General features: G+C 33.8%; 15 protein-coding genes. 9 read left to right on the forward strand and 6 right to left on the reverse strand.

Annotated elements, in window-relative coordinates; all coding sequences use genetic code 11:
• Positions 1-38 precede the first annotated feature (38 nt).
• Positions 39-2,102, forward strand: coding sequence for a M1 family metallopeptidase (locus E0I61_RS14945; RefSeq protein WP_132072418.1), 2,064 nt, complete (start codon positions 39-41; stop codon positions 2,100-2,102).
• An 87-nt stretch (positions 2,103-2,189) separates the two neighbouring features.
• On the opposite strand, the gene E0I61_RS14950 is transcribed toward E0I61_RS14945, so the two are convergent.
• Positions 2,190-2,711, reverse strand: a complete 522-nt coding sequence (locus E0I61_RS14950) for a DUF7935 family protein (protein ID WP_132072420.1) — start codon at positions 2,709-2,711, stop codon at positions 2,190-2,192.
• Between the two features lie 130 nt (positions 2,712-2,841).
• Here E0I61_RS14950 and E0I61_RS14955 point away from each other — a divergent pair, with 130 nt between their 5' ends.
• From E0I61_RS14955 to E0I61_RS14965, 3 genes are all read left to right on the forward strand, one after another.
• Positions 2,842-3,609 carry a sulfite exporter TauE/SafE family protein gene (locus tag E0I61_RS14955; protein ID WP_132072422.1) on the forward strand — a complete coding sequence of 256 codons (768 nt, stop codon included), beginning with the start codon at positions 2,842-2,844 and terminating at the stop codon, positions 3,607-3,609.
• Positions 3,610-3,774: 165 nt separating this feature from the next.
• Complete coding sequence (locus E0I61_RS14960; RefSeq protein WP_132072424.1) at positions 3,775-6,114, forward strand: ATP-dependent helicase; 2,340 nt, start codon at positions 3,775-3,777, stop codon at positions 6,112-6,114.
• A 114-nt stretch (positions 6,115-6,228) separates the two neighbouring features.
• Positions 6,229-6,849, forward strand: coding sequence for an L-threonylcarbamoyladenylate synthase (locus E0I61_RS14965; RefSeq protein ID WP_131997414.1), 621 nt, complete (start codon positions 6,229-6,231; stop codon positions 6,847-6,849).
• A gap of 108 nt (positions 6,850-6,957) precedes the next feature.
• Here the strand turns inward: E0I61_RS14965 and E0I61_RS14970 are convergent, their stop codons facing one another.
• The 3 genes from E0I61_RS14970 to E0I61_RS14980 form a co-directional block, all read right to left on the reverse strand.
• On the reverse strand, positions 6,958-7,791 hold the full coding sequence (locus E0I61_RS14970) for an OmpA/MotB family protein (RefSeq protein ID WP_131997411.1): 834 nt from the start codon (positions 7,789-7,791) through the stop codon (positions 6,958-6,960).
• Between the two features lie 44 nt (positions 7,792-7,835).
• Entirely contained in the window at positions 7,836-8,843 is a 1,008-nt protein-coding gene (locus E0I61_RS14975) for a glycosyltransferase family 2 protein (RefSeq protein WP_132072426.1), read from the reverse strand.
• Between the two features lie 65 nt (positions 8,844-8,908).
• On the reverse strand, positions 8,909-9,355 hold the full coding sequence (locus E0I61_RS14980; protein WP_132072428.1) for a type I restriction enzyme HsdR N-terminal domain-containing protein: 447 nt from the start codon (positions 9,353-9,355) through the stop codon (positions 8,909-8,911).
• A 102-nt stretch (positions 9,356-9,457) separates the two neighbouring features.
• On the opposite strand from E0I61_RS14980, the gene holA reads away from it, so the two are divergent.
• The 5 genes from holA to ettA all read left to right on the forward strand — a co-directional run bounded on the left by holA (position 9,458) and on the right by ettA (position 16,160).
• The gene (gene holA, locus E0I61_RS14985; protein ID WP_131997405.1) at positions 9,458-10,462 is read left to right on the forward strand and encodes a DNA polymerase III subunit delta; all 1,005 of its coding nucleotides are present in this window, start codon (positions 9,458-9,460) and stop codon (positions 10,460-10,462) included.
• Between the two features lie 75 nt (positions 10,463-10,537).
• Positions 10,538-10,720: a CAL67264 family membrane protein gene (locus tag E0I61_RS14990; protein WP_131917268.1), complete on the forward strand. Its 183-nt coding sequence runs from the start codon at positions 10,538-10,540 to the stop codon at positions 10,718-10,720.
• 278 nt (positions 10,721-10,998) lie between these two features.
• Positions 10,999-12,474 (forward strand): alkaline phosphatase PhoX, encoded by a 1,476-nt coding sequence (locus E0I61_RS14995; RefSeq protein ID WP_131997402.1) that lies wholly within the window; start codon positions 10,999-11,001, stop codon positions 12,472-12,474.
• A gap of 69 nt (positions 12,475-12,543) precedes the next feature.
• On the forward strand, positions 12,544-14,361 hold the full coding sequence (locus tag E0I61_RS15000; protein WP_132072430.1) for a cytochrome-c peroxidase: 1,818 nt from the start codon (positions 12,544-12,546) through the stop codon (positions 14,359-14,361).
• 104 nt (positions 14,362-14,465) lie between these two features.
• The gene (gene ettA / locus E0I61_RS15005; RefSeq protein WP_131997396.1) at positions 14,466-16,160 is read left to right on the forward strand and encodes an energy-dependent translational throttle protein EttA; all 1,695 of its coding nucleotides are present in this window, start codon (positions 14,466-14,468) and stop codon (positions 16,158-16,160) included.
• A gap of 90 nt (positions 16,161-16,250) precedes the next feature.
• Here ettA and E0I61_RS15010 read toward each other — a convergent pair whose 3' ends face one another.
• The gene (locus E0I61_RS15010) at positions 16,251-16,664 is read right to left on the reverse strand and encodes a thiol-disulfide oxidoreductase DCC family protein (protein ID WP_132072432.1); all 414 of its coding nucleotides are present in this window, start codon (positions 16,662-16,664) and stop codon (positions 16,251-16,253) included.
• Positions 16,665-16,742: 78 nt separating this feature from the next.
• The gene (locus tag E0I61_RS15015) at positions 16,743-18,908 is read right to left on the reverse strand and encodes an endonuclease MutS2 (protein WP_132072434.1); all 2,166 of its coding nucleotides are present in this window, start codon (positions 18,906-18,908) and stop codon (positions 16,743-16,745) included.
• Positions 18,909-19,008 lie beyond the last annotated feature (100 nt).

Below are 19,008 nucleotides of genomic sequence, written 5' to 3' on the forward strand. Positions count from 1 at the left end.
TTGTAACTTTGGAAATCGCAGCATTAAATACCCAAATAATGAAATACCTATTCTTTTTTGTTTCCACGTTCACATTTGCCCAACAAACCCAATTTATTGATTTTAAATCGGTTCAGGGAAAAATTGCCGTGAATTCAATTGAAAAAACAGTTTCTGGAGATGTCGATTATGATTTTGACGTATTGAAATCCATTGATACCATTAAAATTGATGCTCAAAATATGGAATTTTCGGATTTAAAACTCAACGGAAAATCCATTAAATTTCACAATACACAGAAACAATTGCAAATCATTTTTCCGTTTAAAAAAGGGAAAAATAACCTGACTTTTCAGTATTCGGCTAAGCCAAAGCAAACTATGTATTTCATTGGCTCAGAAGCAAATAATAATATACAAATTTGGACGCAGGGACAAGGAAAGTATACCAGTCATTGGTTTCCGAGTTTTGATGATGTGAATGAAAAGGTGATTTTCAGTTTGAATATTGTATGTAATAAAGACTATCAGGTAATTTCAAATGGAGCATTGAAATTTAAGTCAGGGCTTGATGGACTTTCGGTTTGGCAATACCAAATGCAAAAACCGATGAGTTCATATTTATTGATGCTTGCCATCGGTAAATTTGAAAAAAACATCCAAAAATCAAAGTCCGGAATTCCTTTAGAAATGTATTTGGAACCAAAAGAAGTTTCCAAATTTGAACCAACGTATCGCAATTCAAAAAGAATGTTTGATTTTTTAGAAAAGGAAATAGGAGTGAAGTTTCCTTGGGGGATTTACAAACAAGTTCCTGTTCGGGATTTCTTTTATGCCGGAATGGAGAATACATCGGCAACGCTTTTCAATACGCGTTTTGTGGTCGATTCTACAGGTTTTGAGGACAGGAGTTACACAAATGTCAATGCCCATGAATTAGCCCATCAGTGGTTTGGAAATTTAGTCACTGCCGAAAGCGGAAAACACCATTGGTTGCAGGAAGGTTTTGCGACTTATTATGCGTTGTTAGCTGAAAAAGAAATCTTTGGAGAAGATTATTTTTATTCGAAATTATATGAATCGGCGCAACAACTGAAATTTGCTTCCCGAACGGATACCATTCCCGTTTTGAATACCAAAGCCAGTTCGTTAACTTTCTATCAAAAAGGCGCTTGGGCACTTTTTGTTTTACACGAAGAAATAGGTGATAAAGCGTTTAAAAAAGCGGTAAAAAACTATTTGAAAAAACATGCGTTTCAGAGTGTGAATACACAAGATTTCTTTGCTGAAATCAGAAAATTTTCGGACTATGATTTAAGTAATTTTAGTAAAGTATGGCTTGAAAAAACTGATTTTAATACGCAACAAGCCAATAGTTTATTACTTAAAAATAAATCAATTCAGGTTTTGTTTGAAGTCGATAAATTAAAGAGTAAGCCGTTATCAGAGAAAAAAGATTTTTTTGAAAAAACACTGCACTCTGAGGTGCATTTTACGGTAAAAGAAGCAATAGTAAATCAATTTAAAAATGAAAAATTGGAAGATGTAGCGAGCCTTTATATTTTAGCTTTAGAAACTAAAAATATACAATTACGTCAAACAGTTGCGGCTGCATTAAATGAAATTTTAGAAAGTTTCAGAATACAATATGAAACTTTATTGGGAGATAAATCGTATCAAACACAAGAAATTACGTTGTATAATTTATGGAATAATTTTCCGGAGCAACGCATTCAATATTTAGATAAATCAAAAACTTGGATGGGTTTCAATGATTATAATTTGAGGACATTGTGGTTGACACTCGCCTTATCGACGCCCAATTATACGGTAGATAAAGTAGTATTGGCAAACGAATTAATACAGTATTCATCGATTAATTACGAAGCGAATACAAGACAAAATGCTTTGGAGAAATTGCTTGCTTTCAAAATAATAAATGATGATGTTTTGGGGAACTTGGTAAATGCAACTACCCATCACATGTGGCAGTTCTCGAAATTTGGTAGAGATAACATTCGAAAATTATTAAAAAATCCAGAAATGAGAGTTTCTTTCGGAAGGATTTTGCTTGATTTAAATGAAGCCGAACAGTTTCAATTGAATCGATTGTTGAAAGAATAAATTTAATTACGAATTCTGAATTACGATTTTGATCCGAGCAAAGCAACTGACGAAGCATTTCGTAATTCGTAATTTAGAATTAATTATCTACCACAATTGCCCCACTTCGTTTTTGATATAAGCCAAAGCAGCATTGCTAGGGGATTGCTTTTCCATCAAATCACTTAAAACTACTTCACGTAATTTATCGGCATTGTCCACACGATCACTCATATTCGCTTTTCGAATCATTTGGATTGTAGCATTTTTTGCGGTGACAATAATCGTCCAACATTCGTCTGACATATAGATTTGCTGGGTTAAATTGTGTTCAAATTCTTGTTCGATTTGTGTAATTATCAGATTCTCGTAATCGTTTTTATCATTAGAAATTGGAGCAATCCGAATTAATAATTTAGTTGGATTGATGCGTTCCATGTACAATGACATACGCTCATACGCTTGTAAACGCAAAGGCAAAGCATTTTTTTGTGCTTCTTTGTTTAGCAAATAGCGACGTCTTCCTTCTTCGTTTTTGGTATGTAAATCAAAAAAATAATAGGCAACAAGACCCGTGACAATTGCCGGTAACGTATAACTTAGTAATTCTATAATTTTTGTAGTATCCATGCTTTGATAAAATTTATAAAAGCAAAAATATACTTTTTTGACTATAAATCAATTCCATTTTAATAGCAATACATCAATATGAATAGTATTTTTGCCAATCACTACGGGAATATTAAAAATAAGAGTTTAAATGGAAACCTATATATTAGTTTTACTTTGTTTGGCTGCTTTTGCCGCAGGATTTATAGACGCTATTGTTGGCGGTGGAGGACTGATACAAACTCCCATGGGGTTAATTTTATTGCCTAATCTTCCTGTTTCAACCGTAATTGGTACCTTAAAAGTTCCTGCTTTCAGTGGGACATCCTTTGCGGCCTATCAGTATCTTAAAAAAGTGGATATGAACTGGAAATTGCTGGCTATTATGATGCTTTTGGCATTTCCTTCGGCATTTTTAGGTTCTACTTTGTTGACGTATGTGAGCAATGATTTCATGAAACCGTTATTGCTGGTTGTTCTTTCTTTTTTAGTGATTTACACGTATGCCAAGAAAAATTTTGGGCAACATATCGAGAAAAATCATTCTTCGAGAACCCAAATTTGGAATGCGATTGGAATCAGTTTTGTCGTTGGGTTGTACGATGGATTTATTGGCCCGGGAACCGGAAGTTTTTTGGTAGTCGCTTTTATTGCCATTATGGGATTCGATTTTTTGCATGCTTCCGCAAATGCCAAAATGGTGAATCTGGCGACTAATTTTGGTTCTATTTGTCTTTTTATTTTAAAAGGTAAAATAATTTGGGCAGTTGCATTGCCTATGGCTGCCAGTAATGCGCTTGGGGGTTGGATTGGTGCTAAATTAGCCATCAATAAAGGAAACAGTTTTATTCGGATTTTCTTTTTGGTTGTGGTTGTCGGTACTTTAATCCGTTTTGCGTACGATGTCTTTTTTAAATAAAAAAGTTTAAAGTTTCAGGTTTAAAGTTTAATGTTGAGATTTAAACCTTTTGGAGAATATTAATTGTATTTTCAAATTTTTCTGGAATCTTAATACTGAATACTGATCACTGACCACTGAATACTACTAAGAAATTCTTATTTTTGCATAAACAGAAAAATCTCCATGCATAAATATATCGATCAACTCAACGAAGCCCAACGTGAACCTGTTCTTCAAAAAGACGGGCCAATGATAATCATTGCTGGTGCGGGCTCAGGGAAAACACGTGTGTTGACTATTAGAATTGCTTATTTGATGAATCAGGGTGTTGATGCTTTCAATATTTTATCGCTTACGTTTACCAATAAAGCGGCACGGGAAATGAAAACCCGAATCTCTCAAATTGTAGGTGCAAGTGAGGCCAAAAATCTTTGGATGGGAACATTTCACTCGGTTTTTGCCAGAATTTTACGTTCCGAAGCGGATCATTTGGGTTATCCTTCGAATTTTACGATTTATGATTCCCAAGATTCATTGCGTTGTATTTCCGGGATTATCAAAGAAATGCAATTGGACAGAGATGTGTATAAACCAAAACAGGTTTTAAGCAGAATTTCCAGTTATAAAAATAGCTTGATTACGGTAAAAGCCTATTTCAACAATCCTGAATTGCAAGAAGCAGATGCAATGGCTAAAAAGCCAAGATTAGGAGAAATTTATCAAAATTATGTTGATAAATGTTTCAAATCTGGAGCAATGGATTTTGATGATTTATTATTGAAAACCAATGAATTATTGACTCGTTTTCCGGAAGTTTTAGCCAAATATCAAAATCGTTTTCGTTATATATTGGTAGATGAGTACCAAGATACAAACCATTCACAATATTTGATTGTTCGTGCATTATCGGATAAATTCCAGAATATCTGTGTGGTGGGAGATGATGCGCAAAGTATCTACGCATTTCGTGGTGCGAATATTAATAACATTTTGAATTTCCAGAAAGATTATGAAGGAGTGAAAACCTTTAGACTGGAACAAAATTACCGTTCGACAAAAAATATAGTGGAAGCCGCAAATACTATTATCGATAAGAATAAAGTAAAGCTGGATAAAATAGTTTGGACTGCCAATGATTTTGGTCCAAAAATAAAAGTGCACCGCAGCATGACTGATGCTGAAGAAGGGCGGTTTGTGGCCAGTACTATTTTCGAACAAAAAATGCAAAACCAGCTTAGCAACGGCTCTTTTGCAATTTTGTACCGCACCAATGCGCAATCCCGTGCGATGGAAGATGCGCTTAGAAAAAGAGATATTCCGTATCGAATTTATGGTGGTTTATCTTTTTATCAAAGGAAAGAAATCAAGGATGTATTGTGTTACTTGCGATTGGTTATCAATCCAAAAGATGAAGAAGCTTTGGTTCGTGTAATCAATTATCCGGCTCGAGGAATTGGAGATACAACAGTCGAAAAACTTACGATTGCCGCCAATCACTACAAACGTTCCATCTGGGAAGTGATGCAGAATATTGATAAAATTGACTTGAAATTGAATTCGGGAACCAAACAAAAATTACAAGATTTTGTAACGATGATTCAGAGTTTTCAAGTTATTGATCAAAACCAAGATGCATTTTACATCACCGATCACGTTGCTAAAAAAACAGGATTAGTACAAGAATTAAAGAAAGATGCTACTCCGGAAGGAATGGCTAAAATCCAAAATATTGAGGAATTATTAAACGGTATCAAGGATTTTACCGAAGGACAAAAAGAAATTGATGGGGCTCGTGGCGCCTTATCTGAGTTTATGGAAGATGTGGCTTTGGCAACAGATTTAGACAAAGATACCAGCGATGAAGATCGTGTGGCATTGATGACGATTCACTTGGCAAAAGGATTGGAATTCCCTCATGTTTTCGTAGTAGGAATGGAAGAAGATTTGTTTCCGAGTGCAATGAGTATGAGTACGAGAAGTGAGCTCGAAGAAGAGCGCCGTTTGTTCTATGTGGCCTTGACTCGTGCGGAGCATCAAGCATATTTGACGTATGCACAATCTCGTTATCGTTGGGGAAAATTGACTGATAGCGAACCTTCTCGATTTATTGAGGAAATTGACGCACAGTATTTAGAATATCTAACTCCGGCTGAATCAAATTATAGGTATAAACCAATGATTGATAGTGATATTTTTGGAGATGTGGATAAATCCAAATTGCGTTTGGCAAAACCAGCCAACGGAACTCCACCGACCAAATATAATAATGATAATGAACCCAAATCGGATATAAATATTCGTAAATTGAAGCCTGTTAGCAGTAATGCTGCTACAAGCGGTAGTGCGAATTTGTTTGATAATAAATTAGTTGCCGGAAATATTGTAATGCACGAACGTTTTGGTAAAGGCGAAGTATTAAACCTTGAAGGTGTTGGCGCTGATAAAAAAGCCGAAATAAAATTTGAGGTTGGTGGAATAAAGAAATTATTGTTGCGCTTTGCGAAACTGGATATTATTGGATAGTACCTAAGTGGTCAGTTTTTCAGTGTTCAGTGACAGTTTGAGTAAATCTACAATCAGATGACTGAAGTTTTAAATCAGGAAATCAAAAATCGTTAATCAAAAATCTTAAATCCGATGGCTCAATTTATAAAAATATACGAAGACAAACCTAATGAAGCGGCAATTGCTAAAGTTGTTAAGGTTTTAAAAGACGGCGGGTTGGTTATTTATCCGACAGATACCGTTTATGGTTTGGGTTGTGATATTACCAATACCAAAGCTTTGGAACGTATTGCGAAGATTAAAGGGATAAAGCTGGAAAAAGCTAATTTTTCTTTTATTTGTCACGATTTGAGTAATTTATCCGATTATGTGAGGCAAATTGATACGGCGACTTTTAAGCTATTAAAAAGAGCTTTGCCTGGACCTTATACTTTTATTTTACCCGGAAATAATAATTTACCTAAGGAATTCAAAAAGAAAACTACTGTCGGAATCAGGGTTCCTGATAATTCGATAGCATTAGAAATTGTAAAGTTGCTAGGGAATCCAATTGTTTCTACTTCCATTCACGATGATGATGATGTGATTGAATATACGACTGATCCGGAACTCATTTTTGAGAAATGGCAAAACCTTGTCGATATGGTTATTGATGGCGGTTATGGTGATAATATTGGATCAACAATTATTGATTTATCCGGCGACGAGCCAATAGTTGTTAGGGAAGGGAAGGGAAGTTTGGATATTCTTTAATTAGTATTCAATGTTCAGTACCAACGATTCGGGATTAGTGTTCAGTAAAAACCATAAAAAAAACGTCTTGATTTCTCAAGACGTTTTTTAGTTCAAATTATATTTGAATTATGGTCTTTGTTTTTTCATCTCTTTTTCAATCATGTCGTAAAACTGATCGATTTTAGGTAAAACAACAATACGTGTTCTTCTGTTACGTGCTCTGTTTTCAGCAGAATCATTTCCTACTAAAGGAATATATGAACTTCTTCCTGCTGCAATCAATTGTTCTGGTTTAACACCTAATTGAGTTGTTAAGACACGAATGATAGAAGTAGAACGTTTTACACTTAAATCCCAGTTGTCCAATAAAATACCTGAACCGTTATAAGGAACATTATCAGTATGACCTTCAACCATACATTCAAAATCCGGTTTGTCATTTACTACTTTAGCCACTTTAGCTAAAACACCTTTTGCTTTATCAGTTACATCGTAACTTCCTGTTTTAAACAATAATTTGTCAGCAATAGATATAAATACAACTCCTTTTTCAACATTTATTTCGATATCTGGATCAGAGATTCCTACAGCGCTTTTCAAACTAGTAACTACAGCAAGTGTTACACTGTCTTTCTTAGTTAAAGCATCTTGCATTCTGCTGATTTTTAAATCTTTTTCTTTGATAGATTCTAAAGCTTTTTCAATATTCTCAGCTCCTTTTGTAGACAAGATAGTCATGTCTTTAGAAGTACTTATTAATCCTTGATTTTGCTCTTTTAATAGAGACGCAGTAGCAGAAAGTGCTGCTTTTTCTTCTAAACAAGAATTTAATTTTACTGTTGCAGTATTTAATAAGTCTTGAGTTTCTTTATTTCTAGCTTCTAAATCAGTGTATTTCTTTTTTGAAACACATGAAGTCAATAGTGCTAATACAGATAAGGCAATAACTATTTTTTTCATAAATGGTATTAATTTAATTAAATGTTAAAGGCAAATTTACTTTTTTATATTTGTTTTGTTCTAAATAAATCGTTAAAAACAACGATTTTCTTAATAAAATAGATGTAAACGATACTTTTTGTATTGTAGTATTTTTGTTCTTGAAATTTAGTCCTTTTTTTATAATGATCTATAAAAAGTCTGTAAAAAGAAAAATGTGCTTTCAATATTGCTACAAAATGATTGAATTTTCCTTTCATAAGAAATTGTATTCCAGCGATTCCATCCAAAACCATTCTTCCTAAAAGAATTTTATACAGCTTATCTTTAGGAAGGTTTTTAGTGAGCATCAATAATGAATTTCTGAAATTCAAAAATGTTTTCTTCGGGTTTCCTTGTTGTAAAGTTGCTCCACCAACGTGATACACAACTGATTCTGAAATGTATTTTATTTTATATCCTTTATTAAAGGCACGCCAGCATAAATCAATTTCTTCTTGATGCGCAAAAAAAACATCATCAAAACCATTTAATTCTCTATAAACGGCACTTCTAATAAAAAAACAAGCTCCGGTTGCCCAGAATATTTCGCAGTTATCATCGTACTGTCCGTTGTCTTTTTCTAAAGTATCAAAAATACGACCGCGACAATACGGATATCCATATTGATCTATAAAACCACCGGCGGCACCAGCATATTCAAAGTATTCTTTGTTTTTAAAGTCGAGTATTTTAGGCTGAATTATGGCAGTACTTGGTTCATTTTCGAAAGTTTTAAGAATGGGTTGCAACCAATTTTCTGTCACTTCAATATCGGAGTTGATTAAGGCATACAGTTCTGCGTCAATATGCTTCAAAGCTTCATTATATCCATCTGCAAATCCTAAATTTGTGTCGTTTTTTACAATCTTAACCGAAGGAAAAAAAGATTTCACGTAGGAAATGGAATCATCTGTAGAAGCATTATCAGCAACATACACTGTGGCTTCCGGAGAACATTTCAGCACCGAAGGCAAAAATTTTTCTAACAATAAAATTCCATTCCAATTCAGGATGACAACAGCTATTTTCATTTAGATTTTTAGGTTTTTAGATTTTTCGACATTTTAGATTCTAACAATCTAAGAAGTCTAATAATCTAACTATTATAATTTGGCAGATTCTCTAGAAAAACATATTTTTCATTTTCAAAATCCATTTGGCAAAAGTAATGATTCAATCCATTGGTTACCATCAAAAACTCGGACTTCATTGTCATATTGTATCTTGCAATTTGGTCAAAAGTCGCTTGTGCAATTTTTACTTCAGGCGCTTTGCATTCGATTAAAATGAAAATGGAACCATCAGAATTGAAAACCACAACATCGTATCTTTTTCGCAAGCCATTGACTTTTAAAACTTTCTCTACATTTATCAACGATTTCGGGTATTTTTTTTCTTCCAATAAAAACTGGACTACATGCTGACGAACCCATTCTTCGGGAGTGAGAATGATAAATTTTTTCCTAATTTCATCAAAAATGGAGACTTTATTTTCGCTATTTTTGAAACGAAAATTATAAAGTTGAAAATTGAGCTTTTGCATAAAGCAAAAATATAAAATAAGTTTAAAGTTTGAGGTTTAAAATTTCGAGTTATTTAGAACATCGAGACTGAACATTGGAACTGAACACTGAACACTAGAAAAATGGACGAGGTTATAAAAATTGTAAATGATATAAAAAGCGGCAACATCAAACCCATCTATTTTTTGATGGGTGAAGAACCGTATTATATTGACAAACTATCGGATTATATTGAGGAAAAAGTCTTATCCGAAGAGGAAAAAGGATTCAATCAAACCGTTTTATATGGAAGAGATGTTTCTATAGAAGACATTATTTCGACTGCAAAACGCTATCCAATGATGGCAGAGCGTCAAGTGGTTATCGTAAAAGAAGCCCAAGATTTAATCAGAACTATAGATAAACTGGAAAGTTATGCTGAAAATCCAATGGCAACAACGGTTTTGGTTTTTTGTTATAAATACAAAACGTTGGATAAACGTAAAAAAGTAACTAAGTTATTAGCGAAAAACGGTATCGTTTACGAAAGTAAAAAACTATATGAAAACCAGGTAGGAGAGTGGATTAAACGTGTTTTGTCAGGTAAAAAATATTCGATTGAGCCTAAAGCAAATGCCATGTTGGTAGAATTTCTTGGGACAGATTTGAGTAAAATAAACAATGAACTGGAAAAACTGCAAATTATTCTTCCTGTTGGAAGCACTATAACTCCTAAGCATATTGAGGAAAATATAGGTTTCAGCAAAGATTTTAATGTGTTTGAATTACGAAAAGCACTTGGCGAACGCAACCAGTTAAAGGCTTACACAATTGCTGAAAACTTTGCCCAAAATCCAAAAGACAATCCAATGGTGGTAACTACAAGTTTGGTTTTTGGATTTTTTATTCAATTGCTGAAATACCACGGTTTAAAAGACCGAAATCCAAAAAATGTGTCGGCAATATTAGGCGTAAACCCATTCTTTTTGAAAGAATATGATGTGGCTTTGAAAAATTATCCCATGAAAAAAGTGAGTCAAATTGTTGGTGCTTTAAGAGATATTGATGTAAAGAGCAAGGGTGTTGGAGCTAATGCGATGTCACAATCCGATTTGTTACGAGAAATGCTTTATAAAATATTTAATTAAAGGACAAAAATTCCGATATTTGTACTTCCATTCCGAGGCTTCGGAATCGGGATATTAAAATTAAATACCACAATTATGGGAATGAATAAAAATACTATTTTAGGTTGGGCTACCTTGATAATGATTGTAATGGGGTTATTGCTTATTGCATTAGGCGCTTTTAGATATGATGATGTAGCGGGCTGGGGGTTTGGAGCTGTAGGTGTTGGTTTTTTGGCTAACGCATGGGTTTTTAGCTCACTTAAAGGAAGGTTATAATTGTTTTAAATAAAAAACTTTAGTTGTAATTAGCTAATTTATATAAAAGTCATTGTATTTTGCAATGGCTTTTTTTATGCAATTTTAACAAGATTGTTCATAGAATACTATTTAAAATTTCAATTTCAAAACTGTTTCATTAAACTTTACTCAAAATTAACTTGTTAATCTTTTGATTAAGCTGTCTTAACCTAATAGTCATCATTTCAATAAAATCAATTAACCTCTCCGAAAGTTTTACAGCATAGTTTTGTGAATAATAATCTTAAAAAAAAATCATGAAATTTAATTCCCTAAAACAAGTAGGATTCCTGTCTTTATTGAGCTTAGCAGTTTTAAGCTGTCAAAATGATGAAAATGAGACAAAAATAAATTCTGAAATTGATTTCACAAAAACTTCTTCAGTTCCAGCTTTGGTTGTGGCTAAAGAAGGTTTCGAAAATTTGATGATTACTTCATTAATTAGTAGTCCGGATGTATTGTCACAATCCCCTGGTTTTGTTTATGGAGCTCAACCGGATGGTGCCGGGTTTATGAAAGACCCAAACAGTGATGGTTATATGATGATAACTAATCATGAAATATTGAAATCAGTTTCCAGAGTCTATTTTGATAAAACACTAAAAGCTGTAAAAGGAGAATATATTGTTGATGGAATTGGAGGTATGACCAGATTATGCTCTGCTACATTAGCGACTGCAAGTATTCATGGATTTGGTCCAATGTTTTTAACCGCCGGAGAAAGCGGTGAAGAAAGTATGGTTCACGGAATAGATCCTTTTAGTTTATCTAGTCAAAAAAGCAGAACAGACAGAGTTTTACCAGCATTAGGAAAAGCAAGTATGGAAAATGCAGTTCCACTTACAAAAGAGGCTTATTCTGGTAAAACGGTTATTATTATTGGTGAAGATCAATCGTATGCAACTTCTCACATCAGTGCTGGTCAGGTGATTATGTATGTAAGCAATACTGTTGGAGATCTTACGAATGGTAAACTATATGCTTTAAAAAGAAATGATGGCGTGCAAGTTGAAACATCTATGAATGTTGGAAGTTCTTTTGACGTGTCTTTTGTAGAAATTCCGAATGCTAAAAACATAACAGGTGCAGAAATTAATACAACTGTAAATAAACTAGGAGCTATTCGTTTTTCAAGAGTAGAAGATATAGACTACAGAAAAGGTTCTGCTAAAAATAATCGTGAAATTTATTTTACAGCAACGGGTCAAGCAAGTAATAACGCTCCAGTTGATGGATATACTATGTGGGGAAGAGTTTATAAATTAGTTTTAAACGATAGCAACCCATTACTGGGTAAATTAGAGTTAGTAGTTGAAGGCGATTCTACTCCGGGAACTGGTATTATAAATCCAGACAACCTTTGTGTGACCGAAAATTATGTTTACATACAAGAAGATGGTGATTCTTATTATACCGCTGCAAAACATGATTCCTATATTTGGCAATACAACATCGCTACAAAAAGTAATAAACCATGGTTGACAATGAATCACAAACGTGATGACGCAGCTTGGAATGCAACTTATAACCAAAGTGGCGTAATGAAATTTGGAAGTTGGGAGTATGGTGCTATGGAAGATATTTCAGATGTTATTGGGGTTCCAAATACATTTATTGTGAATGTTCACCCTCATACTTGGCAAAAAGACGCTTTCAAAAATGCGGATGGAAGCGGTGTAAATACCAACAATGAAGGCGGACAAACCGTTATAATAAGAAATGTTCAAAAATAATTTTTGATATTAATAAATAAAGAACAACCCTTTTATAGGGTTGTTTTTTGTTTTTATTTACCTAAAAAAATGAAATTGTTTAAAAGTAATTGCACTAAAATATTAATCCTTGCTTTGAATTTAGCGCTTGTACTTGTGTTTTTTGGATGCGAAAAAAAATACAGTGAGCTAACGATTCAACAAGAACTACTTTCAGATATTGAAAAATTAAATCAAAAAGTAACTGATTTTCAAAAAATAGTAGCCAATACTAATGATGAAAAAAAGATACAGCAGGCCTTTAATTCAACACGATTATCTTATAAAAAAATTGAATGGGCTGTTGAATATTTCACTCCAGATCCTGCACGATTCATCAATGGTCCTGCTTTGGATGAATTAGAAGTTGCCGAAAATACATTCTTTTCTCCTAATGGTTTTCAAGTGATGGAAGAACTCATTTTTCCTCATTATAGCATTGAAAATAAAACCGATTTGATTCGGGAAATTAAAATATTAAATGGAAATTTAAAACAAATTAAACAACATTTAAGCGCTATCACGATTTCAAATTCTCATGTTTTAGATGCCTCTAAAATGGAAATAAACCGAATTCTCGCCCTTGGAATAACGGGATTTGATTCGCCAATAGCTTTGCAATCCATACCAGAAACAAAAAGTAGTTTAGGTTCTTTAAAAAAATTGCTTCCAAAAATGAACTTCAATTCTCCTGAATCTAAAAATTGCGAAAAGGAAATAGCAACTATAATTAATCAGGCTGAAAACTATTGTCAATCGAATACTGATTTTAATACTTTTGACAGAACTTATTTTATTAAAAATTTTCTAAATACAATTAGTAAAAAATTAGTTGCTTTTCAAAAAATTAACGCCATAAAAAACACGAATAGAAATAGCGTGATTAATCCAAACACAGCCACTATTTTTGAAAAAGAGGCGTTTAATGTAAATGCGTTTATTCCTTCTGAAGAATATAGATATACTGAAGAAAAAGCTGCATTGGGGCAGCAATTATTTTACGAAAATTCTTTTTCTGATAGTAAAACCCGAAGTTGTTCTTCTTGTCATAATCCTGAAAAAGCATTTACCGATAGTTTAAAAACAAATCAATCTTTAAATGGCGGTCATTTAAGTAGAAATACGCCAACTTTAACTTACGCCTCATTGCAGAACGCCCAATTTTGGGACATGCGACAATTGGATTTAGAAAAACAAAGTTTAGATGTTATTCAAAATAAAGATGAAATGCACGGGAATGTTTCCAATGCAATTCAAACATTAAATAAAGACAAGAAATATCAAAAGTTATTTAAAAAGGCGTTTCCAACATCAAAAAAAATAGAAGAATGGCAAATTCAAAATTCTTTGGCCAGTTACATTCGTTCTTTAAATGCATTCGACAGTAAATTTGACAATTATATGCGAGGCAATTCAGATGATTTCAGTGATGAAGAAAAACTGGGTTTTAATGTCTTTGCAGGAAAAGCAAAATGTGCTACTTGTCACTTTATCCCTTTATTTAATGGAACTGTTCCGCCTAGTTATCAAAAAACAGAACAAGAAGTTATAGGAACACCAGCGGACAAAAATGGTAAAAAAATCAGCCCAGATTTGGGAAGATATTTGCAATACCAAATGCCTCAATTAAGGAATGCATTCAAAACTCCATCGTTGCGAAATGTTGCCGTAACCGCACCTTATATGCACAATGGTGTTTATTCAACTTTAGAAGAAGTTGTTGATTTTTACAATAAAGGAGGCGGAGTTGGTATGGGGATATCCGTTGAAAATCAAACATTACCAACGGATAAATTAGAATTAACCGAAAAAGAGGTAAAAGGATTAATTGCGTTCATGAAAACTTTGACTGATAAGGCGTATCAATAACAATTTGTTTAAAATTTTAAATTCAAATGTCTTGACAACATATTTATTATTTCTTTAATAATGCTATATTTGTATTCTTTTAAAAATTAAAACCATAAATAAATATGTCAGACGATAAAAAGGTGATTTTCTCAATGCAAAAATTGAGTAAAACCTATCAAGGAGCAGACAAACCCGTTCTTAAAAACATCTATTTGAGTTTCTTTTACGGAGCAAAAATTGGTATTTTGGGTTTAAATGGTTCAGGGAAATCTTCTTTATTGAAGATTATTGCCGGAGTTGACAAGAACTACCAAGGCGATGTTGTCTTTGCACCGGGTTATACAGTGGGTTATTTAGAACAGGATCCTATTTTAGATGATAGTAAAACCGTTATCGAAATTGTAAGAGAGGGTGTTGCTGAAACGATGGCTGTTCTGGACGAATTCAATAAAATCAATGATAGTTTTGGTTTGCCGGAAGTCTATGAAAATGCAGATAAGATGGAGCAATTGATGGATCGTCAAGCGCTTTTACAAGATAAAATTGATGCATTGGGTGCTTGGGAAATCGACACCAAGCTAGAAATCGCTATGGATGCTTTACGCACGCCAGAAGGAGATACACCTATTAAAAACCTTTCAGGAGGTGAACGTCGTCGCGTAGCTTTATGTCGTTTGTTGTTGCAACAACCTGATGTTTTACTGTTGGATGAGCCTACGAATCACTTGGATGCTGAGAGTGTACTTTGGTTAGAACAGCATTTAGCACAATACTCAGGAACTGTAATTGCAGTAACGCACGATAGATACTTTTTGGACAATGTAGCAGGTTGGATTCTTGAACTGGATAGAGGAGAAGGTATTCCTTGGAAAGGGAATTATTCTTCTTGGTTGGACCAAAAATCAAGCCGTATGGCACTCGAAGAAAAAGTAGCTTCAAAACGTAGAAAAAACTTAGAACGCGAATTGGACTGGGTTCGTCAAGGTGCCAAAGGCCGTCAAACGAAACAAAAAGCACGTTTGCAGAACTACGACAAACTTTTGAATGAAGATCAAAAACAGTTGGATGAAAAACTGGAAATTTATATTCCAAATGGTCCTCGTTTAGGAACAAATGTAATTGAAGCCAAAAATGTTTCTAAAGCATTTGGCGATAAATTGTTATATGATAATTTAAATTTTACTTTGCCACAAGCAGGAATTGTTGGAATTATCGGGCCAAACGGTGCTGGTAAATCCACTATTTTCAAGATGATTATGGGCGAAGAAAAACCAGATGCTGGAGAATTTTCAATTGGAGACACGGTAAAAATCGCTTATGTCGATCAAGCGCACTCTAATATTGATCCTAATAAGTCAATTTGGGAAAACTTTGCTGATGGTCAGGAATTAATCATGATGGGCGGACGTCAAGTGAATTCGAGAGCTTATTTGAGCCGTTTCAATTTTGGTGGAAGTGATCAAAACAAAAAAGTAGCTACACTTTCTGGAGGGGAACGCAACCGTTTGCACCTTGCAATGACTTTGAAAGAAGAAGGAAACGTACTTTTACTGGATGAGCCTACGAATGATTTGGACATCAATACGCTTCGGGCTTTGGAAGAAGGTTTGGATAATTTTGCAGGTTGTGCCGTAGTAATTTCGCACGACAGATGGTTCTTGGACAGAATTTGTACGCATATTTTAGCTTTCGAAGGAAACTCTGAAGTATATTATTTTGAAGGTGGTTTCTCTGAATACGAAGAAAATAAGAAAAAACGTTTAGGTGGTGATTTAACTCCAAAACGATTGAAATACAGAAAATTAATTAGAAGTTAATTCATTTTAATTAATTTAATAATAGCAAGAGGATGTCCATTGGTCATCCTCTTTTTTTGTACTATTTTTTTATCCTAATTGATTCATTTATTATAAAAACTTAGCTCGAAGCTCTTTTGTGGGTATCAGGCAAGTTTCCTTTTTTCCATACCATTTGTAGCGGTTTTTGGCAATGTAATCGTAAATGTAGTTGTTGAATGAAGTGGGTAATATCGAAAATAAGGAGCCGAAATAAAATATTCCACCTAAATCTTTTGCAATTTCCAAAACCGCTTCTGATTTATAATAATATGCAAAACCAGGCTGATACAATATAATACTATCCGTTTTTTTAATATCAATACCCAAATGTTTGATGATTTTTTGACCTAAATCAGATTGCAGGGCAACAAACCTGAAAACATCTTTTGTATCATGCTTAATGATCTTTTGAACAGTTATATCGCAAAGATTGCAAACGCCATCAAAGAGAATAATTTTTTTGTCTTTAGGAATATCGAGCATAATTTAGAATTTAAAATTATTAACAAAGTCGAAATTTATTTTTCGTCTGAATACTAAAGACTGATTACTGAGTACTGCTTACTTTTTCCCTGCTTCAACGAATTCCAATTCATCCAAACTCACTTTCGAAGTAAACACACCGTAATTCACCACCGCTTTGTTTTTTTCAATCTTATCAATGCTTCCCACTGATTTTCCGTCTAGCATTCGCACACGATCGCCTACTTTTAAAATCGCTTTCGGTTTTACAACTACGGGTTTCAGTTTCTTTTCTTTCTTCTCCTTGCGGATTTCTTCTACGTGAACCGTAATTTCTTCAATGACTTCTTTTTTCTTTTCAATAATCGCTTTAGCCTCTTTAGGTGTCGCTTTTTTGCGTTTTGAATTTTCGATTTCAATGATTTTCAAAAATTCACCAAGCAGTTCTTTCTTGTTCTTATTGTTGAAATATTTCTCCGAGATGTCTTCAATTTTTTGACCAATGTAAATTGTCTTCTGGTTACTGTCATACAATTCCTGATAGCTTTCCAGTTTTTGCTTTATTTTCACATTAATATTTTCCATCTTTTTACCTTCTTCACGCGCTTTGGTTTCTTCTTCTTTTAGCGTTTGCGAAGTTTTCTCCATCTTAGATCGTTCTTTCTGAAGGGTTGCAATGGTTTTATCAAAACGTACTTTTCCGACTTCAATTTTCTTTTTGGCTCGATTGATTAAGCTGAAAGGAATTCCGTTTTTTAAAGCAACTTCAAACGTAAAAGAACTTCCTGCTTGACCCAAAGCTAATTTATACATGGGTTCCAATGATTTCTCATCAAAAAGCATGTTGGCATTGGTGGCAAAAGGCAATTCGTTAGCTAGAATTTTTAGGTTTGAATAATGGGTGGTAATAATCCCAAAAGCTTCACGATGGTAGAATTCTTCCAGGAATATTTCGGCTAATGCGCCACCCAATTCAGGATCAGAGCCTGTACCAAATTCATCAATAAGGAACATTGTTTTTCTATTGCATTTCTTTAGAAAGTAGTTCATGTTCTTTAATCGGTAACTATAGGTACTTAGATGATTTTCAATAGATTGATTATCTCCAATGTCCGTTAAAATTCTATCAAATAAAAAGGTTTCACTGCGTTCATGAACGGGAATCAACATTCCTGATTGCAGCATTAATTGCAGTAATCCAACAGTTTTTAACGAGATTGTTTTTCCTCCGGCATTAGGACCTGAAATCACAATTATTCTACTTTCCTGATGTAATTCTATGGTTTGCGGATGCGTAATTTCGTTTTTCTGTTTGTTATTCAAATACAAAATAGGATGATAGGCATCTCTAAAATAAAGTCGACGCTCTTCCGTAATTTTTGGCAAAATCCCATTTATTCTGTCGGCATATTTTGCTTTAGCAGCAATTAGATCAATATCACTCAGGAAATCCTGATATTTGATTAGCAGCGGTAAAAAAGGACGAATTTGATTCGATAACTGTTTTAAAATTCGGGTGATTTCTTCTTTCTCTTCGTATTCTAGATTACTCAGTTCCCGAGAATATTGTAAGGTAGCCTCAGGTTCGATATAGGCAATACTTCCTGTTTTTGAACTTCCCAGAATCGACCCTTTTACTTTACGACGGTACATCGCTAAAACTGCTAAAACACGTCTGTTTTGTACAAAACTTTCTTTGATATCATCCAAATATCCTAAAGCATTGTATTGTGTTAATGCTGATCCGAAACTTTGGTTGACTTTACCGCGGACTACATTCATATTCCTGCGGATGCTTAATAAATCCGGAGAGGCATTGTCTTTTATTTCACCATATTTGTCGACTATTTCATCGACCATCGTTATGATTTCTTTGGTCAGTTCGACTTGATTCGCTCTGGCATTTAAATTTGGATAATAATCCTCAAATTTTCTCAAAAAACTCAATAGGAAATTTACCGTTGAAGATATCGTGGCAATTTTTCTAAAACTGCCCACTTCCAAGAAACTGTCTTCAATGGCCAGAAATTTTATCTCATGCGTGATCGCGTCAAAACCGTGATTGGGAATGGCATTGTTATTTTGGAAAGACGAAACATATTCTGACGTTTGCATTAATGCTTGCATCAACGTTTCCTTGTCTTTAAAAGGGGTGATTTCTAATGCTTTTTGTTTTCCAATGTCAGTATTACAAATTGTCGAAATGGTTTCGAGAACAGTCGGAAATTGTAAATCTTGTAATGTTTTTTCGGTGATGGATATCATTTTATAATCTAAGTTGTAAAGGTTCAAAGTTACAAAGATTCAAAGTGAAATGCATTAATTTTTTTAGTGGACTTTGCGAAAAACTTTGCGAACTTTACGG

Source organism: Flavobacterium ranwuense (assembly GCF_004349315.1).
GTDB classification, from domain to species: Bacteria; Bacteroidota; Bacteroidia; order Flavobacteriales; family Flavobacteriaceae; genus Flavobacterium; species Flavobacterium ranwuense.